This is a genomic window from Pseudomonas sp. BC42, assembly GCF_021560055.1.
Taxonomy (GTDB): Bacteria; Pseudomonadota; Gammaproteobacteria; order Pseudomonadales; family Pseudomonadaceae; genus Aquipseudomonas.
The window spans coordinates 1,508,109-1,535,098 of record NZ_CP091067.1 but is presented as its reverse complement, the minus strand read 5'-3'; the positions used below and the strand labels follow the sequence as shown (position 1 = coordinate 1,535,098).

Sequence of the window (26,990 nt, the reverse complement as noted above, 5' to 3'; positions counted from 1 at the left end):
TGATGTTCCTTCGAAGAACACGACCTAAGTTGTTGGTTCGGATACAGACTGGCTGCAAAATTGCGACACTGACCGAGCAAATTGCGACAGGCTCGTAAAGAAGCTGAAAGGATAGATAGGCAAGTATCGCCAACATTGTCAGCGTGATATAAGTTTGCGCCGACACAAAAAGAAAGAGCCGCCCAGATAAAAAAACAGGTGGGACGGCAGTACTCTTCTAAAAACCAAAGGAGCAAATCACGATGCGCGTGATGAAGTGGAGCATGATCGCCCTGGCTGTATCAGCAGGCACCTCGCAGTTCGCAATCGCGTCCTCCCAGGACGATGCAAAGGGCTTTATCGAAGATAGCACCCTGACTGCGAAAACCCGTCTTGAGTACATGAACCGTGACTTCAAGAACGGTGCAGGTAACCACAAGCAAGCAGACGGCACCTTCAAAAGCGGCTACCGCCAAGACACCGGCCTGAGTGAACTGCTGCAGTACAGCTCCGGCTTCACTCAAGGCACCGTAGGCGTAGGCGTTGACGCTTTCGCCATGGGCGTGGTCAAGCTGGACGGTGGTGCCGGTCGCTCCGGTAACGGCCTGGCAGCCAACAACAGCCTGGGCGAGCCTGAAAAAGACTCTTCCGCTGTAGGTGGCGCGGTCAAGTTCCGCATCTCCGATACCGTACTGAAGTACGGTAACCAGATGGTTGCCAGCCCGGTATTCTCCACCGACGACAGCCGCCTGCTGCCTGAAGTCGCCACCGGTACCTTGATCACCAGCAACGAGATCAAAGGCCTGGAGCTGAATGCCGGTCACTTCACCGCACTGCGCTCGCAGACCGGTCAGTACAACGACAGCATCAACGGTCGTAACAGCGACACCGGCCTGAAAAACCCAGGCCTGACCTCTGCCGACTTCGCAGGTGCAACCTACAAGTTCACCGACAACTTCGTCGGCGGCGTGGCAGCGTCCAAGGTTGATGACTACTTCAAGAAGCAATACATCAACCTGAACTACACCTTCCCGATCGCCGACAGTCAGTCCCTGAACCTGGACTTCAACGGCTATCGCACCGAAGACGACGGCAAGAAGCTGTACGGCAAGCTGGACAACAAACTGTGGAGCCTGGCAGCTGCTTACAGCATCGGCCCGAACAAGTTCACCATCGCTCACCAGCGCTCCACCGGCGACACCAACTACCTGTACGGTGTGGACGGCAACGGTACCATCTTCGTCGCCAACTCCATCCAGATCTCCGACTTCATCGGTGAAGACGAGCGTTCCTGGCAGGCTCGCTACGACCTGAACATGGCAACCCTCGGCGTCCCTGGCCTGAGCTTCATGGCCCGTTACGTGAAGGGTGACAACATCACCACTTCGTCGAACACCGAAGGCAAGGAAAACGAGTTCAACTTCGAAACCAAGTACGTGATGCAAGAAGGTCCAGCCAAGGACCTGTCGTTCCGCCTGCGTAGCGCCGTGTACCGTGCCAACGGTGCTTACAACAAGGACTACACCGCAGACAACAACGACGTTCGTATCATCGTAGAGTACCCACTGAGCATCTTGTAATTTCAATGCTCAGTTGATTGCGCCAACGCGCAACTCAAATAAAAGCCGCCGCCCTGGATCAGGTCGGCGGCTTTTTTGTGCGCGGCAACAGTAACTCGTAGAAGAAAAACTTAAATAGCAAGCTAACTAAAGAAGTTGCTTGCACTCGTTATGCCCCCGCTTTCGAATGAAACTTGATAGTTGCCAAGGAACCCTGAAAACAAACAAGGGGCCTAAAAGCCCCTTGTCTTGAACAGCATTAGTTGACCACATGGCCAAGTATTGAAAGCACCTTATGAGACAGCCGCGTCCTGAACCACACGAATCACGCGCTGCGGAAAGGGAATATCGATGCCCGCCGCCTTCAAGCGATCGCGCGACAGCTCGTTGAACTGGAACATCACGTCCCAGTAATCCGCAGTCTTGACCCAAACCCGCAGAGACAAGGTAATAGCACTGTCACCCAGGGTGGACACCACTGCCACCGGCGCGGGATCGGCCAGCACGCGCTCGTCTTTCGCCAGCTCCAGCAGCACTTCACGGGCCTTCTGCAGATCTGCGTCGTAATCCACACCCACGTCGAATACCACCTTGCGAGTGGGTTGACGGTTGTAGTTGGTAATGATGCCGTTGGACAGGTTGCCGTTGGGTACGATCACCGTCTTGTTGTCACCGGTACGCAACACCGTGTGAAAAATCTGAATGCTGTCCACGCTACCGCTGATGCCTTGGGCTTCAATGAAGTCGCCAATGCGAAACGGACGGAACAACAGGATCAACACCCCTCCGGCGAAGTTCGCCAGGCTGCCTTGCAGGGCCAGGCCGATAGCCAGCCCGGCGGCACCAATCGCGGCAACGAACGAGGTCGTTTCGACACCGATCATCGAGGCCACGCTGACAATCAGCAGCACCTTGAGAATGATGTTGGCCAGGCTGCTGATAAAGCCTTGCAACGCCAGGTCGGCATTACGCAACGCCAGCAACTTGCCCACTTTGTGCGTCAACTTGTTGATCAGCCACCAGCCGATGGCCAGGGTGATCACTGCCAGCAGCACCCGGCTGCCGTATTCCATGATCATCGGGATCCAGGCTTGGGAAGCCCGGACCAGGTTGTCTACTTCAGCGTTCAAATCCATCTATCTCTCCAGATTCCCCGGGGTGGCGGCGTGCATGACTGACCGGCAGAACGACCGGCTCCGCTGGAGCGCAATCGTTTCTGCCATTGCTCCGGCCTCGGACGCCAAAAAGCTCTAGAGGTTCCCGGAGACCGAGGGTCAGTCGCGGAAGTTGTTGAACTGCAGCGGCATGCCGAATTCCTTGGCACGCAGGGCGGCGATGGCCTCTTGCAGGTCATCACGCTTCTTGCCAGTGACCCGTACCTGCTCGCCCTGAATGGCGGCCTGCACTTTCAACTTGGCATCCTTGATATGGGCGACGATTTTCTTCGCCAGCTCCTTATCGATACCTTCCTTGAGCACCGCTTCCTGCTTCATCACCTTGCCCGAGGCATAAGCGTCCTTGACCTCCAGGCACTGCACATCGATCTTGCGCTTGACCAGGGCCAGCTTGAGAATTTCGATCATCGCTTCCAGCTGGAATTCAGCTTCCGCGGTCAGGTTGACGGTCAGTTCCTTGTCCTTGAACTCGAAGCTGCCCTTGCCCTTGAGGTCATAGCGGCGATCCAGTTCCTTGACGGCGTTTTCCACCGCGTTGGTGACTTCGTGCTTGTCCAGTTCGGATACCACGTCAAACGACGGCATGTAATCTCTCCAAATAAAAAGGGGCGCTGTTCAGAACATCGAACACGCCCGGCTTGCGGTTAAAATCCGCGCTCATTATAACGGGTCTTTCCCCTCCTTCACCGCGTGCCCTCCCCTGAGCGGCCAAACAGAGCGAAAAGCTGATGTCCACCACCTGGCATGTTCTCGGCGCCGGCAGCCTCGGCACTTTGTGGGCCACCCGCCTGGCCCGCGCCGGCTTGCCGGTGCGCCTGATCCTGCGCAATCAGGCCCGCTTGCAGGCGTATCAAGCGGCGGGCGGCCTGACCCTGGTGGAGCAGGGCCAGAGCAGCCTGCTGGCGATTCCCGGGGAAACCGTCGATAGCGCGACGCCCATCAGCCGTCTGTTGTTGGCGTGCAAGGCCTATGACGCCGAAGCAGCGGTGTCCAGCATCGCCCCGCGCCTGACCCAGGACGCCGAGCTTATCCTGCTGCAGAACGGTCTTGGCAGCCAGGACGCAGTGGCTGCCCGGGTGCCCCAGGCTCGCTGCGTCGCCGCCTCCAGTACCGAAGGGGCCTTTCGCGACGGTGACTGGCGCGTGGTCTTCGCCGGCCATGGCTATACCTGGCTCGGCGACTGCAGCCACCCGACCCCGCCGATCTGGCTCGACGACCTGACCGCCAGTGACATCCCCCACGAATGGAGCACCCAGATCCTCACCCGCCTGTGGCGCAAACTGGCCCTCAACTGCGCGATCAATCCATTGACCGTGCTGCACGACTGCCGCAACGGAGGCCTGCAGCAACACCAGTGCGAAGTGGCCACGCTATGCGCTGAACTGAGCGAGCTGCTGCACTGCTGCGGACAACCGGCAGCCGCGCAAAACCTGCAACAGGAAGTGGAACGGGTGATCCAGGCCACCGCCGCCAACTACTCCTCCATGCATCAGGACGTGGCCAGTCAACGCCGCACCGAGATCAGCTACTTGCTCGGATATGCCTGTCAGGCTGCCGCCCGTCATCGCTTGCAACTGCCCCATCTGCAACAGTTGCAGCAACGCCTGGTCAGCCACCTGCAACTGCGCGGATTGCCCAGCGCCTGAGCAGCGGCTACGCTGCCCACTTGCTCATTTCCAGCGATATAGCCGATGCCATTGCGCCAGCGTCTCGAAAACCTGCCCGTGGGCCAAAAGCTCCTGGCCGCCCTGCTCGTCTTGCTCACCACCGTACTGCTGGTCGCCAACCTGACCTTTATCAGCGCCGCCTACTGGATCTCCCAGGAAAGCATGGCGCCCCAGGCCCTGCAGACCATTGGCCGACTGGTGTCCAATCCGATCCTGGCAACCCAGGCCCTCAACTCCCCCGAGGACGCACAAAAGCTGCTGGATGAACTCGACAGCTATACCCCGCTGCGGGCAGCGGCCCTGTATGACGGCAAGGGTGTGCGCCTGGCGCAGTTGCAACACGGCGAACACCTCAAGCTGCCCGAGCGCTACCGCCATATCGAAGCCTGGCAATTGACCGAGTTTCGCAGCAACCAGATCATCACCCTGCCTCGCCCGGGCCAGGCTCCGGGGCATCTGCTGCTGGTCGCCACCAGCGAACTGCCGATGGCGTTCTATACCGGCACCCTCACCGCCAGCCTGGGGATCCTGATATTCAGCGTCTTGCTCTGGCTGATCATCGCCCGACAGATCAAGCGCCTGATCACCCAGCCGATCCACCAGCTCGAGGAACTGTCGCGCCAGGTGACCCGCGAGGAGAACTACTCATTGCGTGCCTCCCGCGGCAACCACGATGAAATCGGCAGCCTGGCGGAAGCCTTCAACACCATGCTGTCGCGCATCGAAGCGCGGGAGCAGCAACTCAAGCGCGCGCGCGACGACTCCCAGGCCGCCTACGATCAGGCTCAGGGACTGGCTGAAGAAACCCGCCACACCAACCGCAAGCTGGAACTGGAAGTCCAGGTTCGCAGCAAGATCGAGAAGAAGCTCACCGGCTTCCAGAACTACCTCAACAGCATCATCGACTCCATGCCCTCGGCCCTGATCGCCCTGGACGAGCAACTGTACGTCACCCAATGGAACCAGGAAGCCAGTGCCCTGTCCGGCACTCGCCTGGACGAAGCCCTGAACCAGCCGATCTTCCTCGCCTTCGAACCGCTCAAGCCGTTCCTGCCGCAACTCAAGGAAACCGTCGAGCAACACACAGTGACCAAGGTCGAACGGGTGACCTGGGTCAAGGACGATGAGGCCCGGCATTACGCCCTGACCTTCTACCCGCTGATGGGCGGCGCCGGCCGTGGCGTGGTGATCCGTATCGACGACATCACCCAGCGCCTGTCCCTGGAAGAGATGATGGTGCAGTCGGAGAAGATGCTCTCGGTGGGAGGCCTGGCCGCCGGCATGGCCCATGAGATCAATAACCCCTTGGGGGCCATCCTGCACAACGTGCAGAACATCCGCCGCCGGCTGTCCCCGGAACTGCCGAAGAACCTCGAGCACGCACAACAGATCGGCGTCGAACTGCAAACCGTCAACCGCTACCTGGAAAGCCGCGAAGTGCCGCAACTGCTCGATGGCATTCAGCAAGCCGGGGCCCGGGCCGCCAAGATCGTCACCCACATGCTCAGTTTCAGCCGCCGCAGCAATCGCCAGATGGCCCCCTGCGACCTGCCGGCGTTGATTGACCAGGCGGTGGAAATCGCCAGCAATGACTTCGACCTGGCCATCGGCTTCGACTTCAAGGGGCAGGCGATCATCCGCCAGTTCGACCCGAACCTGGGGCCCGTGCCCGGCACCGCCAACGAACTGGAGCAAGTGTTGCTCAACCTGCTGAAGAACGCCGCCCAGGCCATCCACCAGCGTGAGGACGACAGCGAACCCGGGCGCATCATCCTGCGCACCAAGCTGAATCCGCCCTGGGCGGAGATCCAGGTGGAAGACAACGGCATCGGCATGAGCGAAAGCGTGCGCAAGCGCACCTTCGAGCCCTTCTTCACCACCAAGGAGATCGGCCAGGGCACCGGACTCGGCCTCTCGGTGTCGTACTTCATCATCACCAACAATCACAAGGGGCAAATGGAAGTGCAATCGACCCGGGGCCAGGGCACCTGCTTTACCTTGCGCCTGCCCCTGGCCAGCAACCAGCCCCCGGTTCAAGAACCGCTACCACTGGAGAACTAAGCATGGGTTTTCGCTTGTCGAAGATTTACACCCGCACCGGCGACAAAGGCGAAACCGGACTCGGAGACGGCCGCCGGGTCGCCAAGGATCATCCACGAGTGGAAGCCATCGGCGAAGTCGACACCTTGAACAGCCAGTTGGGACTGCTTCTGGCCGGCCTGGAGGAGCAAGCTGATGCCTGCCCTGGCCTCAAGGAGATCATCGAGGTGTTGGCTCCCTGCCAGCACCGGTTGTTCGATCTGGGGGGCGAACTGGCCATGCCGGTGTATCAGGCGCTGAACGCGGCCGAGGTGGAGCGCCTTGAGGCAGCCATCGATATCTGGAATGAGGAGCTGGGCCCCCTGGAGAACTTCATCCTGCCCGGCGGTTCGTCGCTGATCGCCCAGGCTCACGTTTGCCGCAGCCTGGCGCGCAGCGCCGAACGCCGCTGCCAACACCTGAATGCCGTGGAACCCTTGCAGGGAGTGGGACTGGCCTACATCAATCGCCTGTCGGACCTGCTGTTTGTCGCGGCCCGGCTGATTGCCAAGCGCCAAGGCATCGCGGAAATCCTCTGGCAGGCCGCCGCCAAGCCCGCCCCCTCAGCGTAGGAGCCGGCTGTCGGCGAAAGGATCCACGAATCTTGGGCAACGGTTAACGACGCCTCAACTGGCAAGCCAGTTGCCACCTGGAGCGCCGCTGGCCCGTGCTGACACGGCGCTCTTCAGTCCTGCGGCCAGAAGGCGCGGATTCCGGCAACCCCCTGAGCACCGGCGTCCCAGGCTTGCTGACACTCGGCAGGCCCGACACCGCCCAGCAGATACACCGGCCTGTTGAAACCGTTGATCAGCTGCTGCGCCTGCTCCCAGCCCAGGGGCTGGGCGTCGGGGTGAGTCTGGGTCGGCTGCAGCGGTGACAGGGTCACAAAGTCCACATCCATCTGCTGTGCCAGGGACAACTCCTCGGCATTGTGACAAGAGGCCGCCAGCCAGCGGTCCTTGCCGAAGGGGCGCCCGGCGCTGGCGTACTTGCGCAACTGTGCCGAGGTGATATGCCAACCCGCCGAGGGGAAGTCCCCCAGCCACTCGAAGGGCCCCTTGAGCATCAACTGCGCCTTGCCGGCACACAGGCCCACGGCATCCACCGCCAGATCGCGGTATTGCGGATCGTAACCGCCGGGAGCACGCAACTGGATCAGCTTGCTGCCCTGGGCAATGGCCTTCTGCATGCCACGCAGCAAGGCCGGGGTTTCCAGACCTTCCGGGGTGATCAGGTAGTGCGCCGGCAGACGCGCGGCAGCGACGATCGGCTGATTGGCCGCCGGAAACTCATAGTCGGTCAACTCACGAGGACTGACCCAGGCCAGAGGCTGGCCTTCGACGCCGTGAGGCTCGCCACTGAATGCCGAGACTTCCCAGACATCCAGCAACACTTGTTTATCCGGGTAATCGTGCTGCACCTTGATCAGCGGGCGCGCCGCCTGTACGGCGATCCCCAGCTCTTCCTGCAGCTCGCGGGCCAGTGCGGCATTGACCGCTTCGCCGGCCTCGACCTTGCCTCCGGGAAACTCCCACAGGCCCCCTTGATGTTGAGTGTCGGCACGCCGGGCAATCAGGATCTTGCCGCTGGCATCCCGGATAACGGCCGCAGCCACATGGACTCGTTTCACCGCGCTGTTTCCTCTGATCAGGCATTGGGCCGGGCCCTTGCGGGCCGGGCATTGGATCTGCGCTTCGCCGGCAAGCCGGCTCCTACAGGGCGGGAGCGGCGTTGCCGGCGAGGTACTTAGGTGCGGTATTCCGCGTTGATCTTCACGTATTCGTGGGACAGATCGGTGGTCCAGATGGTTTCGCTGCAAGCACCACGACCCAGTTCGATGCGGATGGTGATCTCTTCCTGCTGCATCACTGCGGCGCCCTGGGCTTCGGTGTAACTGGCAGCCCGCGCGCCACGGCTGGCGATGCACACTTCGCCAAGGAACACATCGATCTTGCTGACGTCCAGATCCGCCACGCCGGCACGGCCCACGGCCGCGAGGATGCGACCCCAGTTCGGGTCGGAGGCGAACAGCGCGGTCTTGATCAGCGGCGAGTGCGCCACGGTGTAGCCCACGTCGAGGCATTCCTGGTGAGTAGCGCCGCCGTTGACTTCAACGGTGACGAACTTGGTCGCGCCTTCGCCGTCACGGACGATGGCCTGGGCCACTTCCATGCACACCTCGAACACGGCCTGCTTCAGGGCTGCGAACAGCGGCCCCTCGGCCCGGGTGATTTCCGGCAGATTGGCCTGACCGGTGGCGATCAGCATGCAGCAGTCGTTGGTGGAGGTATCGCCGTCGATGGTGATGCGGTTGAAGGACTTGTTGGCACCGTCCAGCAACAGGTTCTGCAGCACTTCGCGGGAGACTTTGGCGTCGGTGGCGATGTAGCCAAGCATGGTGGCCATGTTGGGACGGATCATCCCCGCGCCCTTGCTGATACCGGTCACAGTGACGGTCACGCCATCGTGCTGGAACTGACGACTGGCGCCCTTGGGCAGGGTGTCGGTGGTCATGATCCCGGTGGCGGCGGCGGCCCAGTTGTCCACGGACAGGTCATCCAGCGCGGCTTGCAGGGCGCCTTCGATTTTCTCTACCGGCAGCGGCTCGCCGATCACGCCAGTGGAGTACGGCAGCACGGCGCTGGCATCGACTCCGGTCAGCTCCGCCAGCTTGGCGCAGGTGCGCTGGGCTGCGGCCAGGCCTGGCTCGCCGGTGCCGGCGTTGGCATTGCCGGTATTGGTCAGCAGATAGCGCACCGGCCCCTGCACCCGCTGCTTGGCCAGGATCACCGGCGCCGCGCAGAACGCATTGAGGGTGAACACGCCGGCCACGGTGGAGCCTTCGACGCAGCGCATGACCACCACATCCTTGCGCCCCGGGCGCTTGATGCCGGCCGAAGCGATACCGAGCTCGAAGCCGGCAACCGGGTGCAACGTAGGCAAAGGACCAAGACCAACAGCCATGAATGCGCTCCTCTTATCAGGTGTCTGCACCGTCGTCTCAAAAGACGGTGTTGCAAATGGAAAAACGCCGCGACGGCTGATGCCGTCACGGCGTGGGTGTTTCAGTGTCTGGCGAGGATCTTAGTTGATCTGGCCGTGACAGTGTTTGAACTTCTTGCCCGAACCGCAGTAGCACAGCTCGTTGCGGCCCAGCTTCTGTTCGTTGCGCACTGGCGCGGAGGCCAGGGCGACATCCACATCAACCCCTTCTTCCAGGGCTTCAGGCTGATCCAGACCCGGAGCTTCGGCGTGTTCGAACTGCATGCGCTGAGCCAGTGCCTCGGCTTCCTGACGCAGGCGCGCCTCTTCTTCGGCCGGGTCTTCGCGACGCACCTGGACGTGGGACAGTACGCGGATCGAGTCGCGCTTGATGGAATCCAGCAACTCGGAGAACAGGGTGAAGGACTCGCGCTTGTACTCCTGCTTCGGGTTCTTCTGTGCATAACCGCGCAGGTGGATACCGTGACGCAGGTGATCCATGGTCGACAGGTGGTCTTTCCACAAGTCGTCCAGTACCCGCAGCACGATCTGCTTCTCGAAGGTGCGCAGCGCTTCGGCGCCGGCCTGATCTTCCTTCTCGTTGTACGCGGCGATCAGTTCGTTGAGCAGTTTCTCGCGCAGGGTTTCTTCGTACAGGTGGTCGTCTTCATCGAGCCATTGCTGAATCGGCAGGCTGACCCCGAAGCCGCTCTGGATGGCCTCTTCCAGACCCGCCACGTCCCACTGTTCCGGCAGGGATTGCGGAGGAATATGCGCACTGACGGTAGCGTTGAGCACGTCCTGGCGGAAATCGGCGATGGTTTCGCCAATGTTGTCCGCCGCCAACAAGGTGTTGCGCATGTGATAGATCACTTTACGCTGCTCGTTGTTGACGTCGTCGAACTCCAGCAGTTGCTTGCGGATGTCGAAGTTGCGGCCTTCAACCTTGCGCTGGGCCTTCTCGATGGCGTTGGTCACCATGCGGTGCTCGATCGCTTCACCGGACTGCATGCCCAGGGCCTTCATGAAGTTCTTCACCCGATCCGAGGCGAAGATGCGCATCAGGCTGTCTTCCAGGGACAGGTAGAAACGGCTGGAGCCGGCGTCACCCTGGCGACCGGCACGGCCACGCAGCTGGTTGTCGATACGACGCGATTCGTGACGTTCGGAGGCGATCACCTGCAGGCCACCGGACTCCAGCACCTGCTGGTGACGCTTCTGCCAGTCGGCCTTGATCTGGGCGATCTGCTCAGGGGTCGGGTTTTCCAGGGAAGCGACTTCCACTTCCCAGTTGCCGCCCAGCAGGATGTCGGTACCACGGCCGGCCATGTTGGTAGCGATGGTCAGTGCTCCCGGGCGACCGGCCTGGGCGATGATTTCCGCTTCCTTCTCGTGGAACTTGGCGTTCAGAACCTTGTGTTCGATGCCTTCCTTTTGCAGCAGGTTGGACATGTGCTCGGAGGTTTCGATGGTCGCGGTACCTACCAGCACCGGACGCCCCTGAGCCATGCATTCCTTGATGTCGTTGATGATCGCGGCGTACTTCTCGTCCGCGGTCAGGAACACCAGGTCGTTGTAGTCCTTACGGGCCAGCGGCTTGTTCGGTGGAATCACCATCACCTGCAGGCCGTAGATCTGATGGAATTCGAAAGCTTCGGTGTCGGCAGTACCGGTCATGCCGGACAGCTTGGTGTACAGGCGGAAGTAGTTCTGGAAAGTGGTCGATGCCAGGGTCTGGCTCTCGGCCTGGATGTTGAGGTTTTCCTTGGCCTCGATGGCCTGGTGCAGGCCTTCGGACAGACGACGACCCGGCATGGTACGGCCGGTGTGTTCGTCCACCAGGACCACTTGGCCATCCTGAACGATGTACTCGACGTTGCGGTTGAACAGCTTGTGCGCACGCAGACCGGCATAGACGTGAGTCAGCAAGCCCAGGTTGTGCGCCGAGTACAGGCTTTCGCCTTCCGCCAGCAGGCCGACCTGAGTCAGCATCTCTTCGATGAACTGGTGGCCGGCTTCGTTGAGTTCGACCTGACGGGTCTTCTCGTCGACAGTGAAGTGACCGGCCTTGGTGACCTGGCCTTCCACTTCCTCGATGTGCTGTTCCAGACGCGGGATCAGCTTGTTGATTTCGGTGTACAGGCGGGAACTGTCTTCAGCCTGGCCGGAAATGATCAACGGGGTACGGGCTTCGTCGATGAGGATCGAGTCGACTTCGTCGATCACGGCAAAATTGAGCTCGCGCTGGAACTTGTCTTCCATGCTGAAAGCCATGTTGTCGCGCAGGTAGTCGAAACCGAATTCGTTGTTGGTGCCGTAGGTGATGTCGGCGGCGTAGGCGGCACGCTTCTCTTCAGGCGGCTGGAACGGCGTGACCACGCCAACAGTCAGGCCGAGGAATTCGTACAGCGGACGCATCCAGTTGGCGTCACGACGAGCCAGGTAGTCGTTCACCGTCACAACGTGCACGCCCTTGCCGGACAGTGCGTTGAGGTAGACGCCCAGGGTTGCCACCAGGGTCTTGCCTTCACCGGTGCGCATTTCGGCGATCTTGCCTTCATGCAAGGTCATGCCACCGATCAACTGCACGTCGAAGTGACGCATTCCCATGACGCGCTTACCGGCTTCACGGGCGACCGCGAAGGCTTCGGGAAGCAGTTTGTCGAGGGTTTCACCCTTGGCGATACGGGCCTTGAACTCGGCGGTCTTGGCGCGCAATTGATCGTCCGAAAGGGCCACCATTTGCTCTTCGAAGGCATTGACGATCTGTACCGTCTTGAGCATGCGTTTGACTTCACGCTCGTTCTTGCTTCCAAAAAGTTTCTTTAACAAAGGCGCAAACATATCGGCAGGATCTTCCACACATAGGGTTGGAGGGCGGCCCCGTGAGTCGCCCGAGCAGCCCTCATGGCCGCATGCGAACGAGCATTCTACCCGGAAACGATGGTGAGGAAAGTGGCGTTATTCCACGATGCTGGCACAGCGCTGTGACGGGGCTCACCTAAAATAAGGGCTTTTTGCCGAACTTCAAGCCCATTCCCCCCCGAAGTTAATGATTACGATCAGCAAAGCGCGAGAAAGTCGTCAGAGTACGAAAAAGCGATGAGCCCGGCGGCCGGGACGCTTTCTGCTACCATGGCGCCTCTGTAACTTCAGGTGTCTGACCATGGCATTTCGCCCCCTTACGGCACGCGCCCCCGCCGTTCTTCTTCGCGAAGCCAAGCCTCTGAAAGCCATACTCGGCCACGCTCAGCGCCTGGCGCACCTGCAGCGCCTGCTGGAGAGCCAGTTGCAACCGGCGGCTCGCGAACACTGCCACGTCGCTTCATGGCGCGAAGGCAGCCTGTTGCTGATCGTCACCGACGGTCACTGGGCCACGCGCCTGCGCTATCAGCAAAAGCGCCTGCAGCGCCAATTGCAGGAGTTCAACGAATTCAGCAACCTGACGCGCATTCTGTTCAAGGTTCAGCCGCCCACGGTTCAACAAGGCGCAGTGGGGCACACCATGGACCTGTCGAACAATGCCGCCGAAACCATCCAGGCCACCGCCGAAGGCATAAGCGATCCCAACTTGCGCGCCGCCCTGGAGCGCCTGGCCAGCCACGCCAAGCCGCGAGGCTGACCCGGACACGCCAGGCTTCAGCGCCGCTTGCTGCCGCCCAACAACGAGCCCATCAACCCGCGGACCAACTGCCGCCCCAACTGATTGGCCGCCTGACGCATGGCCGACTTCAAGGCCTGCCCGGCCGCAGTGCCGAGAAACTCACCGGCGCGATCCGCCAGACTCGGCTCCTGCTCTCCCGGCTTGTCTGCCGTTGCAGGCTCCTTGGGCGCCAGGTTCTTGCGCCCCATGAGCACTTCATAAGCCGATTCACGATCGATCGGCTGGTCATAACGCCCCAGCAGCGGCGAGCTGGTAATCAGCGCCTGGCGTTCAGCGGCGGTCAGCGGCCCGATCCGTGATTGCGGCGGCGCCACCAGCACACGCTGGACCATTTCCGGGGTTCCCTTGTCTTGCAGGGTGCCCACCAGCGCCTCGCCGATGCCGAGTTCGGTCAGCACCGACAGCGCGTCGAACGCCGGGTTGGGACGAAAACCATCGGCCACCGCACGCAACGACTTCTGTTCCTTGGCGGTAAAGGCCCGCAAGCCGTGTTGAATCCGCAGCCCCAGCTGCGCCAGCACATCGTCCGGCAAATCTCCCGGCGACTGGGTCACGAAATACACCCCCACGCCCTTGGAGCGAATCAGTCGCACCACCTGCTCCAGGCGATCCTGCAGCGCCTTGGGCGTACCGGAAAACAACAAGTGCGCCTCGTCAAAAAACAGCGCCAGCAGAGGCTTGTCCGAGTCCCCGCGCTCCGGCAGTTGCTCGAACAGCTCAGCCAAAAGCCATAAAAGGAAGGTGGCATAGACTTTCGGCGCCTCATGCACCAGACGACTCGCGTCCAACAGATGAATCCGCCCACGGCCATCGGCAGCCGGTTGCAGAATGTCTTCCAGTTGCAATGCGGGCTCGCCGAACAGAGCTTCCGCCCCTTGCTGCTCCAGGGTCGCCAGACGCCTTAACAGCGCCTGACTGGAACCTGTGGTCATCAGCGCCGCGTCATCGCCCAGCAATTGAGGGTGGTCCTTGAGGTGATTGAGCAGCGCCTTGAGATCCTTCAAGTCCAGCAACAACAGCCCTTCACGGTCCGCCACCTTGAACGCTGCATACAGCGCCGACTGCTGACTGTCGGTCAGTTCCAGCAAGCTGCCCAGCAACAGCGGTCCCATTTCGCTCAACGTGGTACGCAGGGGATGACCGGATTGCCCGTGGATATCCCACAGCGTTACCGGATAAGCCTGAGGCCTATGCTTGAGCCACGGCATCCCGGCAATTCGCTCGGCGACCTTGCCTTGGGGATCCCCTGCGGCTCCCAGCCCGCACAGGTCGCCCTTGATATCCGCAGCGAACACCGCGACCCCGGCGTCGCTGAACGCTTCCGCCAGGCGCTGCAGGGTCACGGTCTTGCCGGTACCGGTGGCGCCGGCCACCAGCCCGTGGCGGTTGGCCAGGCGCATGGCCTGGGCGACCGGCTGGCCACCGAGGTCGGCACCGATAATCAGTTGCAAAGAGTCAGGCATTTTGTCACCTCAGGTTAATCTTTGGCCTTACACGGTCGATATGAAAAATGATGGATCAGAAGTATCTGAAAAAAAGGTCAGGTAATTCCTTTGGGATAGATGGAGATATCAGCTTACTTACAACACCGCCCTTTTCGCGCGCTTTTCCAACCCGATGCCCTGGACTCAAAGACCTTAGCGGACCCCCCAAGCCATGAACAAAAATCTGCGCTTCAGCCACAAGATCCTGCTTGCCGCCTCGCTGATCGTCATAGCTGCCTTTGCACTATTCACGCTCTACAACGATTACCTGCAACGCAACGCCATTCGCAATGATCTGGACAACTATCTTCAGGAAATGGGCGACGTCACGGCAAAAAATATTCAGACCTGGCTTGCCGGCCGTGCCTTGCTGATCGAAAACATCTCCCAGTCGGTGGCCCTCAACCCCGACCCGACCAATGTCAGCAACCTGCTGGAACAGAAGTCGGTGAGCTCGACCTTCATGGGGGCTTACCTGGGCAACAAGGACGGCACCTTCATCATCCGCCCGGACAGCAAGATGCCGGACGGCTACGACCCCCGCGCACGCCCCTGGTACAAGAGCGCCGAGAGCAGCAACGGCTCGGCCCTGACCGAACCCTATATCGACCTGGCTTCCGGCCAATTGGTCATTTCCATCGTCGACAGCGTGATCAAGGCTGGCCAGCGCATTGGCGTGGTCGGCGGTGACCTGAGCCTGCAAGTGATTGCCGACAGCATCAACGCTCTGGACTTCGACGGCATGGGCTATGCGTTCCTGATCAGCGCCGACGGCAAGATCCTGGTGCACCCGGACAAGAACCTGGTGATGAAGACCCTCAAGGACGTTTATCCCCAGGACACCCCGCGCATCAGCAATGAACTCAGCGAAATCAGCGTCGACGGCAAACCCCGCATCGTCACCTTCACCCCGATCAAGGGCCTGTCTTCGGTGAACTGGTATATCGGCCTGTCGGTGGACAAGGACAAGGCCTTCGCCATGCTAAGCGAGTTCCGCACCTCGGCCCTGATCGCCACCCTGACCGCCGTGGCCCTGACCATTGCCCTGCTCGGCCTGCTGATCCGCCTGCTGATGCAGCCCCTGCATGTAATGACCCGGGCGATGCAGGACATCGCCGACGGCGAAGGCGACCTGACCCGCCGCCTGAACATCCACAACCAGGACGAATTCGGCATTCTCGGCACCGCCTTCAACCGTTTCGTCGAACGCATCCACAGTTCGATCCGCGAAGTTTCCTCGGCCACCGAGCACGTCAACGAAGTGGCCCTGCGGGTGGTCAGCGCCTCCAACTCATCGATGCTCAACTCCGATGAACAGGCCAGTCGCACCAACAGCGTCGCCGCAGCCATCAATCAACTGGGGGCCGCAGCCCAGGAAATCGCCCGCAATGCCGCCCAGGCCTCACAACAGGCCAGCGACGCGCGCAACCTGGCCGAAGACGGCCAGCAAGTGGTGGATCGCAGCATCCAGGCGATGAACCAGTTGTCGGAGATGATCAGCGCATCCAGCAGCAACATCGAGACCCTGAACAGCAAGACCGTGAACATCGGGCAGATTCTCGAAGTCATCACCAGCATTTCCCAGCAGACCAACCTGCTGGCGCTCAACGCGGCCATCGAAGCGGCCCGGGCCGGCGAGGCCGGCCGCGGATTCGCCGTGGTGGCCGATGAAGTACGCAACCTGGCGCACCGCACCCAGGAATCGGCACAGCAAGTGCAAACCATGATCGAAGAGTTGCAAGTGGGCGCCCGGGAGTCGGTCAGCACCATGAGCAACAGCCAGCGCCACAGTCAGGACAGCGTCGAGATCGCCAACCAGGCCGGGGAGCGGCTGAGCAGCGTGACCCAGCGCATCGGCGAGATCGACGGCATGAACCAGTCGGTGGCCACCGCCACGGAAGAACAGACCTCGGTGGTCGAATCCATCAACATGGACATCACCGAAATCAACACGCTGAATCAGGAAGGCGTTGAAAACCTGCAGGCGACCCTGCGGGCCTGCTCCGATCTGGAACAGCAATCGGCGCGCTTGAAGCACCTGGTGGGCAGCTTCAGGATCTGACGCAGGGCCTCAGGCCCCTTTAGCCGGCGAGCCGGTGTCTACGGACGCCGGTGGCGTGGGCTCCTGCTGCAACTGCTCCCACAATTGGGCGGCACCCGGAAACTCGGTGCCGTCTTCAGCATCCAGCTCATCGGGGTCGTAGCGGCTCAGGCATCCCTCGCCGAGGGTGGCGGGGGCTTTGGAAGTGGCTTTATCCAGTGGATCGGTCATCGCGCTGACCTCTCGAGGTGAACAACCAGGACCGGGATCTTGAACCCGGCTCCTGGTTTTTTTTCGATCAGAACACCACGGTCTTGTTGCCGTGGACCAGCACCCGGTCTTCCAGGTGGTAGCGCAGGCCGCGGGCCAGGACCATCTTCTCCACATCACGACCGAAACGCACCATGTCCTCGATGCTGTCGCTGTGGCTGACCCGCACCACGTCCTGCTCGATGATCGGACCGGCGTCCAGTTCTTCGGTGACGTAGTGGCAGGTGGCGCCGATCAGCTTCACCCCACGCAGGGACGCCTGGTGGTAAGGCTTGGCGCCGACGAAGGACGGCAAGAAGCTGTGGTGGATGTTGATCACCTTGTGCGCGTATTCGCGGCACAGCTCAGGCGGCAGGATCTGCATATAGCGCGCCAGCACCACCACCTCGGCATCGTGCTGCTTGACCAGACGCGACACCTCGGCAAACGCCGGCTCCTTGTCCTGAGGATTGACCGGCACATGGTAATAAGGGATGCCATGCCACTCGACCATGCTGCGCAGGTCGTCATGGTTGGAGATCACACAGGCGATTTCACAATCGAGCTCATCGCTGTGCCAGCGATGCAGCAGATCCGCCAGGCAATGGGACTCGCGGCTGGCCATCAGCACGACGCGCTTTTTCTCGGCGGTATCGGTAATGCGCCAGTCCATCGAGAACTCTTCGGCGATCGGCGCAAAAGCCTGGCGAAAAGCCTCCAGACCAAAAGGCAGGGAGTCGGCACGAATCTCGTGACGCATGAAGAACCAGCCACTGAGATTGTCCGAGTGGTGGCTCGCTTCGGTGATCCAACCGTTATGGGAGGCCAGAAAGTTACTGACTTTGGCAACGATGCCAACGCGGTCAGGGCAAGAAATCACCAACCGAAAGGTGCGCATGAGGGGAAAACTCCAGAACTTCGCAAAGGTCGCCATTCTAGCCATTACGCGACAAAACTGCAGTATTCATTGCGCCGCAGGCCCGGATTAGATTGGCAACAGCACCCTGATTGCGTCTTAACGGGCATCACTGCAAGCACTGCCGCAGACACTTGCCAATAGCGCACAAGTAATTTGTGAATAGCGCAATCGAATCCCTCGATCTATTAAATAGCGAAATGACTTTTGCGCCTAAACACACTAAGAGCGCCGAATAAAACAGCGTTATTATGTTTACTTGCACAAACTCCGTGACTATTATTGCGACACTGTCACCCAGTCACTCAGCGCTCAATAAGGTAGTCCTCATGTCCCTGATCAACGAATACCGTGCTACAGAAGAAGCCATTAAAGAACTGCAAGCACGTTTGAAGAACCTGTCCCAGGACGACAAACTGAAAACCGAACTGGAATTCGAAGGCAAACTGCGCAGCCTGATGGGCGAGTACTCCAAGTCCCTGCGCGACATCATTGCCCTGCTGGATCCTGAGTCGAAAGTTAAAGCGCCGCGCGCTGCTGTAAAAACCACCGGCACCAAGCGTGCCCGTAAAGTTAAACAGTACAAAAACCCGCACAACGGTGAAGTCATCGAAACCAAAGGCGGCAACCACAAGACTCTGAAAGAGTGGAAAGCCAAGTGGGGCGGCGACGTGGTTGAAGGCTGGGCAACCCTGCTGGGCTAAGTCTCGCCAGTGAGCGCCCGGGCCTTACCGCCGCCATGAAAAAACGCCAGCTTGCTGGCGTTTTTTCATGGCCGGGCTTAATGCCCAAGGGGCCGGCCCCGCTCTCAAAGAGCCAGGCGCCCGCTGAGGTCCTGAACATGGGCCTGCCACTCATCCAGTACCTGACGTTGCTTGGGATCTGCACTTAACAACGATTGTTCAAGCCCCTGGGCAAAACTTTCCAGGGTATTGGGCGCGCCGAATTTCGCTTCTAGCAAACGCTGACGACAAAATGCCCGCCAACGCTCTTGCTCGGCGTCATCCAATGTTTCCGGAAAGTTGCGAGCGCGGTAGCGAAAGAGCAATTCGGGCAAGCGCTCATCATCAAAGGGCCACTGTTGCCGAGCCAAATGCAGCGGGTCGGCCTCACGTACTTGCTCACACAATCGCCGGTCGCGATCGCCAATAAAGCCGTCGTACAACTGTTGCTCCGGGTCCTCGCTGGCCGCGAACTCATCGGGCCCATAAATCAGCGAAAGTTTATCCCGCCAAACTTCCTGAGTTTCAGTCAAAAGCCCGGCCCGGCGCTGGTACTGCTCCATGTCCAAGTGCAATCGCTGTTGATCCTCGCCCCGCAAGACATTCAAGGGCGCCACTACCGGGCAGCGATTGATATGGATGAGTTTCAACGGCACCGGCAACTCGCCGTCCGCCAGATCATCACGCCGGGTATATAAACGCTGACGCAAGGTGTCGGCATCCAGCTCCAGCAATCCCTGAGGATCCAGATGCAAGTCACAGACAATCAGCGCATTGCGATTGCGCGGATGCCAGGCCAGGGGCAGTACCACGCCGAGGTAGTGGCGCGCGGCGGAAAAGCGCCCGGAAATATGCACCAGAGGCTGCAACAGGCGAATCTGATCCATCACCCGCTGTTTGCTGCGCAGTTGGAACAGCCAGTCATAGAGCTTGGGTTGCCGATCACGAATCAAGCGCGCCAGGGCAATGGTCGCCCGGACATCGGACAGCGCATCGTGGGCCTGGCCATGATCGATGCCGTTGGCCGCGGTCAGCCGTTCCAGCTTGAGGGTCACCTGCCCCTGCTCCTCGGGCCAGACGATACCCTCGGGACGCAAGGCATAGGCGGTGCGCACCACATCGATCAGATCCCAGCGACTGTTGCCGCCCTGCCACTCGCGGGCATAGGGATCGAAGAAATTGCGATACAGGCTGTAGCGGGTCACCTCATCGTCGAAGCGCAGGGTGTTGTAGCCCACGCCACAGGTGCCGGGGCGCGCCAGCTGGGCGTGCACCCGGGTCATGAAGTCCGCCTCGCTCAAGCCCTGGGCCGCCAGGCGACCGGGGGTGATGCCGGTGATCATGCAGGCTGCCGGGTGCGGCAGGATATCGTCGCTGGGCTGGCAATAGAGGTTGACCGGCTCGTCGATCTCGTTGAGCGCCAGGTCGGTGCGAATACCGGCCACTTGCAACGGGCGATCGCAGCGCGGATTGATGCCGGTGGTTTCGTAGTCGTACCAAAAGAGGGAAGTCACGGCCTGTTCCTGAACTGAAAGACCGCCGCAGTCTAGGCGCTCAAGCGTCACCAGGGCCAGCCGCGTGAACGGGCGGCGCGCAGGGCAGCACACCGAAATCGTAGTTAATGATGTCGTTTGCCCCTCGGACACTGCTAGCATCTGCGCTGGATTTTTCTCTACCAGGCCAAGCCCCCAAGTTGCCCATGCTTGAGACGACAGCAACGCCAAGGAACGCATCGCTGCACCCGCCACTGGATACGCGGTATCAGGTCGAAACCCCCGAGGGTATCGATCTGCCGCTGCGACCGGCGGGGTTGCTGGTCCGTACCCTGGCGTTTTCCCTCGACCTGGGCATTCGCGGGCTGGTGTTGGGCCTGCTGTTCATCGTGCTGGGCTTTTTCGGCGAGATCGGCATCGGCCTCGGTTCGATCCTGCTGTTCCTGATCAGCTGGTGGTACATGGTGCTGTTCGAGGTGCTGAACCAGGGCCGCTCGCCCGGCAAGCACCTGATGGGACTGCGAGTGGTTCAGGACGATGGCACCCCCATTGGCTGGAGCGCCTCCCTGACCCGCAACCTGCTGCGTTTTGCCGACATGTTGCCGTTCGGCTACTTCCTCGGCGCCATCAGTTGCCTGCAGCATCCGACCTTCAAGCGCCTCGGCGATCTGGCCGCCGGCACCCTGGTGATCTACCGCGAGCAATCCCTGACCCGACCGCAACTGCCCGACGCCACGCCCCGCTCCGCGCCCTTCGCCCTGAGCCTGAATGAACAACGGGCGATCCTCGGCTTTGCCGAACGCCAGGGCCAGCTGTCTGCCGAACGAACCCGGGAACTGGCAGGCATCCTCGCGCAACCACTGCACGTGCCCGCAGCCCAGGCGACAGCCGAACTCAATGGCATCGCTCGCGGCTTTCTGGGATCCACATGAAACAGAGCCTTTTCGAAAGCCGCCACCAGGCGCAATGGCAACAGTTCGAGCAACTGCTCGACCAGCTCGAGCGGGGTCGCGCCCGGGCCGAAGACTGCCAGACCTTCGTCCAGGACTACCGCCGCCTGTGCCAGCACCTGGCCCTGGCCCAGGAGCGCGGCTACAGCAGTTACCTGATCGATCCATTGCAGCAACTGGTGTTGCGCGGCCATCAGCAACTCTACCGGCAACGCACCGCCATCAGCACCAATGTCCTGGCTTTCTTACTGGCCGGCTTTCCACGCCTGGTGCGCCAGGAATGGCGCCTGGTACTGATCGCCAGCCTGCTGTTCTTCGGCAGTCTGCTGGGTATCGGCCTGTTGGTGTACCTGTACCCCGAACTGGTCTACAGCCTGGTGAGCCCGCAGCAGGTATCGGAAATGCGCAGCATGTACGACCCTGGCGGCGCACGCCTGGGACGGGTCGCCGAGCGCGCCTCCAGCGAAGACTGGGTGATGTTCGGCTACTACATCATGCACAACATCGGTATCGCCTTTCAGACCTTCGCCAGCGGCCTGCTGTTTGGCCTGGGCAGTGTGTTCTTCCTGTTCTTCAACGGCCTGATGATAGGCGCCATCGCCGGCCACCTGACCCAGATCGGCTTCGGCCAGACCTTCTGGCCCTTCGTCATCGGCCATGGTGCCTTCGAACTGAGCGCCATTGCCCTGTCCGGTGCGGCCGGGCTGAAGATGGGCTGGGCACTGATCGCCCCCGGTCGCCTGCGGCGCGGCGACGCGCTGTTGCAGGCTGCGCGGATCAGCGTGCAACTGATCTACGGGGTGATCGTGTTTCTGCTGATCGCCGCCTTTATAGAAGCCTACTGGTCCTCCATGACCTGGCCGGCGGCCTGGATCAAATACAGCGTCGGCGCCAGCCTGTGGGGCCTGATGCTGGCGTACCTGACCCTGGCCGGACGAGAACCCCATGCGCCTGAGTGATGCCAGTGTGGTGATCCGCCCCCGCACGACCTGGGAAGCCATGGACCTGGGCGTACTCCTGAGCCAGCGCCACCGGTGGCTGCTGATGACCAGCTGGGCCATCGTCAGTCTGCCGGTGTTCGCCCTGCTGAGCCTGCTGCTGTGGCAATCGCCCTCCCTGGCGGTGCTGCTGTTCTGGTGGCTCAAGCCGGCCTTCGAGCCCTTGCCGCTGTTTATCCTGTCCAAGGCTTTGTTCGGTGAAACCCCGAGCCTGGGCCAGGCCCTGCGCCAGTGGCCGCGCCTGCTCAAATCGCAATGGCTGGCCAGCCTGACCTGGCGCCGCTTCAGCCTGAGCCGCAGTTTCGTCCTGCCGGTGGTGCAACTGGAGGGCCTGGACGGCGACGCCCGGCAGCAGCGCCTGGGGGTGCTGTTGCAGCGCAACGCCGGGGCTGCGCGCTGGCTGACGCTGATCGGCATGCATCTGGAGGGCGCCTTGTGGATCGGCCTGCTGGTGCTGTTCTACCTGCTGCTGCCGCAACAGGTCGAGCTGGACTGGAACTGGCAGAGCCTGGTCATTGCCGCCCAGCAGGACTGGCTGTGGCTGGAACACCTGACCAACGCCTTCTACGCCCTGGTGCTGGTGATCTGGGAACCGATCTACGTGGCCTGCGGCTTCAGCCTGTACCTCAATCGCCGCACCGAGCTCGAGGCCTGGGACATCGAGCTGGTGTTTCGCCGCCTGCGTCAGCGCCTGGGCGGCGTCGCGGCGCTGCTGCTGGTGAGCGGCCTGTTGCTGGCGGTGCCGGGCCAGGCGCCGTGGGCAGCCAGCCCCAGCAGTTCCGTGGCCGGCCCCGAAGTGCCCCGGTTGTTGCAGCAACCCCTGACCAGCAAGGCCGCGAAAGACAGCATCCAGGGCATCCTGGATAAACCGCCGTTCAAGAATCAGGAATCGGTCACCCGCTACCGCTTCGGTGAGGAGCAAACAGCGAAAAAGGACGCCAAGGGCAAGCCTCCGGGCTGGCTCAAGAGCCTGCTGGAAAGCCTCGACCAGAATCGCTTCAGCAACCTTGCCAAGGGCCTGGAAATCCTCCTCTGGGGCTTGCTGCTAAGTGCCCTGGGCTGGTTGCTGTGGCGCTACCGCGACTGGCTGCGGGCCTTTGTCGGCCGCCGTCCGCTGCCGCGTAAAAAGCGCCCGGCGCCGATCCCCCAGCAGCTGTTCGGCCTGGACGTCAGCAGCCAGACCCTGCCCGCCGACGTGGCCGCCCACGCCCAGGCACTGTGGGCCAGCCAGCCTCGGGAAGCGCTGGGCCTGTTGTATCGGGCCTTGCTCAGCCGCTTGCTGGAGGACTTTCAACTGCCGCTGAGCGTGGCCGACACCGAAGGTCAGGTACTGGAGCGGATCAAGGCGCTGCAGCAACCGTCCCTGGAAGCCTTCAGCCGCGAACTGACCACCCACTGGCAGAACATGGCCTACGGTCATCGCGTGCCCGGTGCCGACCTGCAAGCGCAACTGTGCGATGGCTGGCGTAGCCTGTTCGGCCCGGGAGCCTGCGCATGAAACGCTATCTGTGGGGCGGCCTGGCGCTGTTGCTGATCCTGGTACTGGGCGCTGCCGGCTACTTCCTGTACCGCCACGCCACGCCCTATCAGGAACTGGTCGATCACGGCCCGTCTCCCGAGGCCCAGGCCAATCCCTATCTGGCTGCCGAGATGTTCTTGCGCGAGCGCGGCCTCAAGGTCGACCACGCCAACAGCCTGGAAGTGCTGGCCAGCCTCAAGCCGGTCGGCAACAGCCTGCTGCTGCTCGGCGAGCGCTCCAACATGAGTCCGCACCAGGTCGACCAGGTGCTGGACTGGGCCCGTGCCGGCGGCCGGCTGATCTTTGTCGCCGAAGCCCTGTGGGACGAAGACACCGAGCAAAGCGGCGATTTGCTGCTGGACCGGGTACAGATCCATCAGCAGCTCAGCGCGGACCAGGAACCACCGGTGCAACAGGACGCCGACGACGCCTTTCCGAAACTGACCAAGATCTACCTGGAAGGCGAACAGGCCCCGGCCTACGTCAGCTTCGATACCGACTTTGATCTGGTCGACCCGGACAACCTGGCCCAGTCCTGGGCCAACAGCGCCACGGCCACCCACATGGTCCAGCTCGACTACGGCCAGGGGTCGGTCACCGTGCTGACCGATGCCGACATCTGGAAAACCCCGGGCATCGGTCTGTACGACAACGCCTGGCTGCTGTGGTACCTGAATACCGATACGGCGGTGACCCTGCTGTTCGACACCGACCACCCGAGCCTGTGGCAATTGCTCTGGCGCTATTTCCCCCAGGCGCTGGTGGCCCTGGCACTGCTGATCGGCCTGTGGCTGTGGCAGGCCGGCAGCCGCCAGGGTCCGTTGCAGGCACCGGCCCCCAAGGCCCGGCGTCAGCTACGCGAGCATCTGCGGGCCAGCGCCGACTTTCTCCTGCGCCATGGCGGCCAGGCGCCGTTGCTGCAAGCGCTGCACCTGGATATCCGGCGCCGGGCGCGCCGCCGCTATCCGGGCTTCGAGCAATTGCCCAGCGAAGCCCAGTGGGAGGTCCTCGCCCTGCTCAGCCAACAGCCGGTCAGCACGGTGCAACAGGCCCTGCAACCCTTGTCCGGGCAGCGCCTTTCCAGCGCTGATTTCAGCCACCAGGTCGCCCACCTGCAAACACTCAGGAATGCCCTATGAGCGAACAACCCGTCGAATCCCAAGACACCTCCGAGGCTCCAGCGCCACAGGAGCATGCCGCCCAGCAGCGCCAGCGCGCCAGCCAACTGGCCCAGGCCGTGCGCCAGGAACTGCAGAAAGTGCTGATCGGCCAGACCGCGGTGATCGATGACGTGCTGACCGCCCTGATCGCCGGTGGCCACGTGCTGCTCGAAGGGGTTCCCGGCCTCGGCAAGACCCTGCTGGTACGGGCCCTGGCCCGCTGCTTCGGCGGTGACTTCGCGCGGATCCAGTTCACCCCGGACCTGATGCCCAGCGACGTCACCGGCCACGCGGTGTACGACCTGCAGAGCGAACAGTTCAAGCTGCGCAAGGGCCCGCTGTTCACCAACCTGCTGCTGGCGGACGAGATCAACCGCGCCCCAGCCAAGACCCAGGCCGCCCTGCTGGAAGCCATGCAGGAACGCCAGGTCACCCTGGAAGGCCGGGCCCTGCCCATTGCCCAGCCGTTCATGGTCCTGGCCACCCAGAACCCCATCGAACAGGAAGGCACCTACCCACTGCCGGAAGCCGAGCTGGACCGCTTCATGCTCAAGCTGCGCATGGACTACCCGGATGCCGACGAGGAGCTGGACATGGTCCGCCAGGTCGCACGTTCGACCCGCGCCGACATGCTCGATGTGCAGCCCCTGCGCACCGTGCTCCAGGCCAAGGACGTGCTGGCCCTGCAACGCATCGCCAGTGACCTGCCCCTGGACGATCAGGTGCTCGACTATGCCGTGCGCCTGGCCCGGGCCACCCGCAGCTGGCCGGGCCTGAGCCTCGGCGCCGGTCCTCGGGCCTCGATTGCCCTGGTCCGTGGCGCCCGGGCCCGGGCCTTGCTGCGTGGCGGCGACTTCGTGGTTCCGGACGACATCAAGGGCTGCGCCATGGCCGTGCTGCGCCACCGGGTGCGGATCGCCCCGGAGCTGGATATCGAAGGACTGTCGGTGGAGCAGGTGCTCAAGCAGATGCTCGAACAGATCCCGGCTCCGCGCCTGTGAGCCGTACAGCACGATGAAACCGACTCGTCTGCTGCTCATCTGGCTGGGCACTCTGGCCGGCCTGGACCTGCTCCTGGGCGCCATGCGCGCCCTGGGCATCCAGGCCATGCCGCGCCTGGACTCGATCGCCTGGGGCCTGTTGCTGGCCCTGTTGCTGCTGGCCCTGCTCGATGCCCTGCGCCTGTCGCGCATGGCCTCGCCCGAGGTCCGGCGCCAGTTGCCCGGCAGCCTGCCCCTGGGGCGCTGGAGCGAAGTGCAGCTGGAGATCCGCCATCCCTACGGGCAGGCGCTGTGCGTGCAACTGTTCGATCATCCGCCTCAGGGCCTGGGCTTCGAGCATCTGCCACAGTCCGTCAACCTGGAGCCCGGCCAGGCCAGCAAGGTCGGCTACAGCGTGCGGCCGCTGCAACGGGGGCATTTCGACTTCGACCAGTGTGAGGTGGCGCTGCCCAGCCCTCTGGGCCTGTGGAGCGCCAGGCGTTTGCTCAAGGTGCACGGCAGCACCCGGGTCTATCCGGACTTCGCCCGCCTGTACGGTGCGCAGTTGCTGGCGGTGGACAACTGGCTCAGCCAGCTCGGGGTGCGCCAGTTGCAGCGTCGGGGCCTGGGCCTGGAGTTCAATCAGTTGCGGGAGTTTCGCGAGGGCGACAGCCTGCGGCAGATCGACTGGAAAGCCACCGCCCGCCAACGCACGCCCATCGCCCGGGAGTATCAGGACGAGCGCGACCAGCAGATCATTTTCATGCTCGACTGCGGACGCCGCATGCGCAGCCAGGACGACGAACTGGCGCATTTCGACCATGCCCTCAACGCCAGCCTGCTACTCAGTTACGTGGCCCTGCGCCAGGGAGATGCCGTGGGGCTGTACGCCTTCGCCGGGGAGCGCTCGCGCTACGTGGCGCCGATCAAGGGCCAGGCCCATCTGAACGTGCTGCTCAACGGCGTCTACGATCTGCACACCAGCCAGCGTCCCGCCGACTACCAGGCCGCCGCCAGTGAACTGCTGGCCCGGCAGAAGCGCCGGGCCCTGGTGGTGCTGGTCACCAACCTGCGGGACGAAGACGATGAGGAACTGCTGACCGCGGTCAAGCGCATCGGGCGCCAGCATCGGGTGCTGGTGGCCAGCCTGCGCGAGGAAGTGCTCGACCAGTTGCGCCAGAACCCGGTGCAGACCTTGCCCGAAGCGCTGCTCTACAGCTCGGCGGTGAACTACCTGAACGGCCGCGCCGAACTTCACGAACGGCTGAGCGCCCACGGCATCGCCCTGCTCGATGCACGCCCGGGAGAGCTTGGCGCGGAACTGGTCAGCCGTTATCTGGGCTGGAAGAAAGCCGGCAGCCTGTAACGGCAAT

22 protein-coding genes are annotated in these 26,990 nt (G+C 62.1%); 13 read left to right on the top strand and 9 right to left on the bottom strand.

Annotated features, from left to right (window positions below; genetic code table 11):
• The first annotated feature begins 242 nt into the window (after positions 1 to 242).
• Positions 243 to 1,559, top strand: a complete 1,317-nt coding sequence (locus L1O02_RS07235) for an OprD family porin (RefSeq protein ID WP_016963221.1) — start codon at positions 243 to 245, stop codon at positions 1,557 to 1,559.
• Between the two features lie 272 nt (positions 1,560 to 1,831).
• Here L1O02_RS07235 and L1O02_RS07230 read toward each other — a convergent pair whose 3' ends face one another.
• Both L1O02_RS07230 and L1O02_RS07225 read right to left on the bottom strand, forming a co-directional pair.
• Positions 1,832 to 2,674: a mechanosensitive ion channel family protein gene (locus tag L1O02_RS07230; RefSeq protein WP_108545332.1), complete on the bottom strand. Its 843-nt coding sequence runs from the start codon at positions 2,672 to 2,674 to the stop codon at positions 1,832 to 1,834.
• Between the two features lie 138 nt (positions 2,675 to 2,812).
• Positions 2,813 to 3,298 (bottom strand): YajQ family cyclic di-GMP-binding protein, encoded by a 486-nt coding sequence (locus tag L1O02_RS07225; protein ID WP_011063029.1) that lies wholly within the window; start codon positions 3,296 to 3,298, stop codon positions 2,813 to 2,815.
• A gap of 143 nt (positions 3,299 to 3,441) precedes the next feature.
• Here L1O02_RS07225 and L1O02_RS07220 point away from each other — a divergent pair, with 143 nt between their 5' ends.
• Genes L1O02_RS07220 through L1O02_RS07210 form a run of 3 tightly spaced genes read left to right on the top strand, consistent with a single transcriptional unit; the run spans position 3,442 to position 7,031 of the window.
• Positions 3,442 to 4,359, top strand: a complete 918-nt coding sequence (locus tag L1O02_RS07220) for a putative 2-dehydropantoate 2-reductase (protein ID WP_108545331.1) — start codon at positions 3,442 to 3,444, stop codon at positions 4,357 to 4,359.
• A gap of 45 nt (positions 4,360 to 4,404) precedes the next feature.
• Positions 4,405 to 6,441 (top strand): ATP-binding protein, encoded by a 2,037-nt coding sequence (locus L1O02_RS07215; RefSeq protein WP_060844444.1) that lies wholly within the window; start codon positions 4,405 to 4,407, stop codon positions 6,439 to 6,441.
• 2 nt (positions 6,442 to 6,443) lie between these two features.
• Positions 6,444 to 7,031, top strand: a complete 588-nt coding sequence (locus tag L1O02_RS07210; RefSeq protein ID WP_060844445.1) for a cob(I)yrinic acid a,c-diamide adenosyltransferase — start codon at positions 6,444 to 6,446, stop codon at positions 7,029 to 7,031.
• A 113-nt stretch (positions 7,032 to 7,144) separates the two neighbouring features.
• On the opposite strand, the gene L1O02_RS07205 is transcribed toward L1O02_RS07210, so the two are convergent.
• From L1O02_RS07205 to secA, 3 genes are all read right to left on the bottom strand, one after another.
• Positions 7,145 to 8,089 (bottom strand): Nudix family hydrolase, encoded by a 945-nt coding sequence (locus tag L1O02_RS07205; protein ID WP_060844446.1) that lies wholly within the window; start codon positions 8,087 to 8,089, stop codon positions 7,145 to 7,147.
• Between the two features lie 116 nt (positions 8,090 to 8,205).
• Positions 8,206 to 9,423 carry a bifunctional glutamate N-acetyltransferase/amino-acid acetyltransferase ArgJ gene (argJ, locus tag L1O02_RS07200; protein ID WP_060840736.1) on the bottom strand — a complete coding sequence of 406 codons (1,218 nt, stop codon included), beginning with the start codon at positions 9,421 to 9,423 and terminating at the stop codon, positions 8,206 to 8,208.
• 120 nt (positions 9,424 to 9,543) lie between these two features.
• A complete protein-coding gene (gene secA / locus L1O02_RS07195) occupies positions 9,544 to 12,285 on the bottom strand; it encodes a preprotein translocase subunit SecA (protein ID WP_060840737.1) in 2,742 nt (913 codons plus the stop codon).
• A gap of 322 nt (positions 12,286 to 12,607) precedes the next feature.
• On the opposite strand from secA, the gene L1O02_RS07190 reads away from it, so the two are divergent.
• Positions 12,608 to 13,063: a DciA family protein gene (locus tag L1O02_RS07190; RefSeq protein ID WP_060840738.1), complete on the top strand. Its 456-nt coding sequence runs from the start codon at positions 12,608 to 12,610 to the stop codon at positions 13,061 to 13,063.
• Positions 13,064 to 13,080: 17 nt separating this feature from the next.
• Here the strand turns inward: L1O02_RS07190 and L1O02_RS07185 are convergent, their stop codons facing one another.
• Positions 13,081 to 14,568, bottom strand: coding sequence for a helicase HerA-like domain-containing protein (locus L1O02_RS07185; RefSeq protein ID WP_108545330.1), 1,488 nt, complete (start codon positions 14,566 to 14,568; stop codon positions 13,081 to 13,083).
• A 193-nt stretch (positions 14,569 to 14,761) separates the two neighbouring features.
• On the opposite strand from L1O02_RS07185, the gene L1O02_RS07180 reads away from it, so the two are divergent.
• Complete coding sequence (locus L1O02_RS07180) at positions 14,762 to 16,651, top strand: methyl-accepting chemotaxis protein (RefSeq protein ID WP_060840740.1); 1,890 nt, start codon at positions 14,762 to 14,764, stop codon at positions 16,649 to 16,651.
• 9 nt (positions 16,652 to 16,660) lie between these two features.
• Here the strand turns inward: L1O02_RS07180 and L1O02_RS07175 are convergent, their stop codons facing one another.
• Both L1O02_RS07175 and purU read right to left on the bottom strand, forming a co-directional pair.
• Positions 16,661 to 16,861 (bottom strand): hypothetical protein, encoded by a 201-nt coding sequence (locus L1O02_RS07175; protein WP_060840741.1) that lies wholly within the window; start codon positions 16,859 to 16,861, stop codon positions 16,661 to 16,663.
• A gap of 67 nt (positions 16,862 to 16,928) precedes the next feature.
• Positions 16,929 to 17,777, bottom strand: coding sequence for a formyltetrahydrofolate deformylase (purU, locus tag L1O02_RS07170; RefSeq protein WP_047305937.1), 849 nt, complete (start codon positions 17,775 to 17,777; stop codon positions 16,929 to 16,931).
• Positions 17,778 to 18,124: 347 nt separating this feature from the next.
• On the opposite strand from purU, the gene mvaT reads away from it, so the two are divergent.
• Positions 18,125 to 18,499: a histone-like nucleoid-structuring protein MvaT gene (gene mvaT / locus L1O02_RS07165; protein WP_060840742.1), complete on the top strand. Its 375-nt coding sequence runs from the start codon at positions 18,125 to 18,127 to the stop codon at positions 18,497 to 18,499.
• Positions 18,500 to 18,603: 104 nt separating this feature from the next.
• Here mvaT and sbcB read toward each other — a convergent pair whose 3' ends face one another.
• Positions 18,604 to 20,031, bottom strand: coding sequence for an exodeoxyribonuclease I (sbcB, locus tag L1O02_RS07160; protein WP_060840743.1), 1,428 nt, complete (start codon positions 20,029 to 20,031; stop codon positions 18,604 to 18,606).
• 185 nt (positions 20,032 to 20,216) lie between these two features.
• On the opposite strand from sbcB, the gene L1O02_RS07155 reads away from it, so the two are divergent.
• From L1O02_RS07155 to L1O02_RS07130, 6 genes are read left to right on the top strand one after another with little or no spacing between them, the layout of a single operon-like run.
• A complete protein-coding gene (locus L1O02_RS07155) occupies positions 20,217 to 20,942 on the top strand; it encodes an RDD family protein (RefSeq protein WP_060840744.1) in 726 nt (241 codons plus the stop codon).
• Positions 20,939 to 21,919 (top strand): stage II sporulation protein M, encoded by a 981-nt coding sequence (locus L1O02_RS07150; RefSeq protein ID WP_235759737.1) that lies wholly within the window; start codon positions 20,939 to 20,941, stop codon positions 21,917 to 21,919. The genes L1O02_RS07155 and L1O02_RS07150 overlap by 4 nt, the downstream gene beginning before the upstream one ends.
• A complete protein-coding gene (locus L1O02_RS07145; protein ID WP_235759736.1) occupies positions 21,906 to 23,456 on the top strand; it encodes a DUF4129 domain-containing protein in 1,551 nt (516 codons plus the stop codon). The genes L1O02_RS07150 and L1O02_RS07145 overlap by 14 nt, the downstream gene beginning before the upstream one ends.
• Positions 23,453 to 24,616 (top strand): DUF4350 domain-containing protein, encoded by a 1,164-nt coding sequence (locus tag L1O02_RS07140; RefSeq protein ID WP_235759735.1) that lies wholly within the window; start codon positions 23,453 to 23,455, stop codon positions 24,614 to 24,616. The genes L1O02_RS07145 and L1O02_RS07140 overlap by 4 nt, the downstream gene beginning before the upstream one ends.
• Positions 24,613 to 25,638, top strand: coding sequence for a MoxR family ATPase (locus L1O02_RS07135; protein WP_060840747.1), 1,026 nt, complete (start codon positions 24,613 to 24,615; stop codon positions 25,636 to 25,638). Before L1O02_RS07140 ends, L1O02_RS07135 begins: the two co-directional genes overlap by 4 nt.
• Before the next feature lie 13 nt (positions 25,639 to 25,651).
• Positions 25,652 to 26,983 (top strand): DUF58 domain-containing protein, encoded by a 1,332-nt coding sequence (locus L1O02_RS07130; protein WP_060844450.1) that lies wholly within the window; start codon positions 25,652 to 25,654, stop codon positions 26,981 to 26,983.
• Positions 26,984 to 26,990 lie beyond the last annotated feature (7 nt).

Coding starts and splice junctions, on each gene's coding strand:
- L1O02_RS07235 (WP_016963221.1), top strand. CDS start 243: ATGCGCGTGATGAAGTGGAGCATGATCGCCCTGGCTGTATCAGCAGGC.
- L1O02_RS07230 (WP_108545332.1), bottom strand. CDS start 2,674: ATGGATTTGAACGCTGAAGTAGACAACCTGGTCCGGGCTTCCCAAGCC.
- L1O02_RS07225 (WP_011063029.1), bottom strand. CDS start 3,298: ATGCCGTCGTTTGACGTGGTATCCGAACTGGACAAGCACGAAGTCACC.
- L1O02_RS07220 (WP_108545331.1), top strand. CDS start 3,442: ATGTCCACCACCTGGCATGTTCTCGGCGCCGGCAGCCTCGGCACTTTG.
- L1O02_RS07215 (WP_060844444.1), top strand. CDS start 4,405: ATGCCATTGCGCCAGCGTCTCGAAAACCTGCCCGTGGGCCAAAAGCTC.
- L1O02_RS07210 (WP_060844445.1), top strand. CDS start 6,444: ATGGGTTTTCGCTTGTCGAAGATTTACACCCGCACCGGCGACAAAGGC.
- argJ (WP_060840736.1), bottom strand. CDS start 9,423: ATGGCTGTTGGTCTTGGTCCTTTGCCTACGTTGCACCCGGTTGCCGGC.
- secA (WP_060840737.1), bottom strand. CDS start 12,285: ATGTTTGCGCCTTTGTTAAAGAAACTTTTTGGAAGCAAGAACGAGCGT.
- L1O02_RS07190 (WP_060840738.1), top strand. CDS start 12,608: ATGGCATTTCGCCCCCTTACGGCACGCGCCCCCGCCGTTCTTCTTCGC.
- L1O02_RS07185 (WP_108545330.1), bottom strand. CDS start 14,568: ATGCCTGACTCTTTGCAACTGATTATCGGTGCCGACCTCGGTGGCCAG.
- L1O02_RS07180 (WP_060840740.1), top strand. CDS start 14,762: ATGAACAAAAATCTGCGCTTCAGCCACAAGATCCTGCTTGCCGCCTCG.
- L1O02_RS07175 (WP_060840741.1), bottom strand. CDS start 16,861: ATGACCGATCCACTGGATAAAGCCACTTCCAAAGCCCCCGCCACCCTC.
- purU (WP_047305937.1), bottom strand. CDS start 17,777: ATGCGCACCTTTCGGTTGGTGATTTCTTGCCCTGACCGCGTTGGCATC.
- mvaT (WP_060840742.1), top strand. CDS start 18,125: ATGTCCCTGATCAACGAATACCGTGCTACAGAAGAAGCCATTAAAGAA.
- L1O02_RS07155 (WP_060840744.1), top strand. CDS start 20,217: ATGCTTGAGACGACAGCAACGCCAAGGAACGCATCGCTGCACCCGCCA.
- L1O02_RS07150 (WP_235759737.1), top strand. CDS start 20,939: ATGAAACAGAGCCTTTTCGAAAGCCGCCACCAGGCGCAATGGCAACAG.
- L1O02_RS07145 (WP_235759736.1), top strand. CDS start 21,906: ATGCGCCTGAGTGATGCCAGTGTGGTGATCCGCCCCCGCACGACCTGG.
- L1O02_RS07140 (WP_235759735.1), top strand. CDS start 23,453: ATGAAACGCTATCTGTGGGGCGGCCTGGCGCTGTTGCTGATCCTGGTA.
- L1O02_RS07135 (WP_060840747.1), top strand. CDS start 24,613: ATGAGCGAACAACCCGTCGAATCCCAAGACACCTCCGAGGCTCCAGCG.
- L1O02_RS07130 (WP_060844450.1), top strand. CDS start 25,652: ATGAAACCGACTCGTCTGCTGCTCATCTGGCTGGGCACTCTGGCCGGC.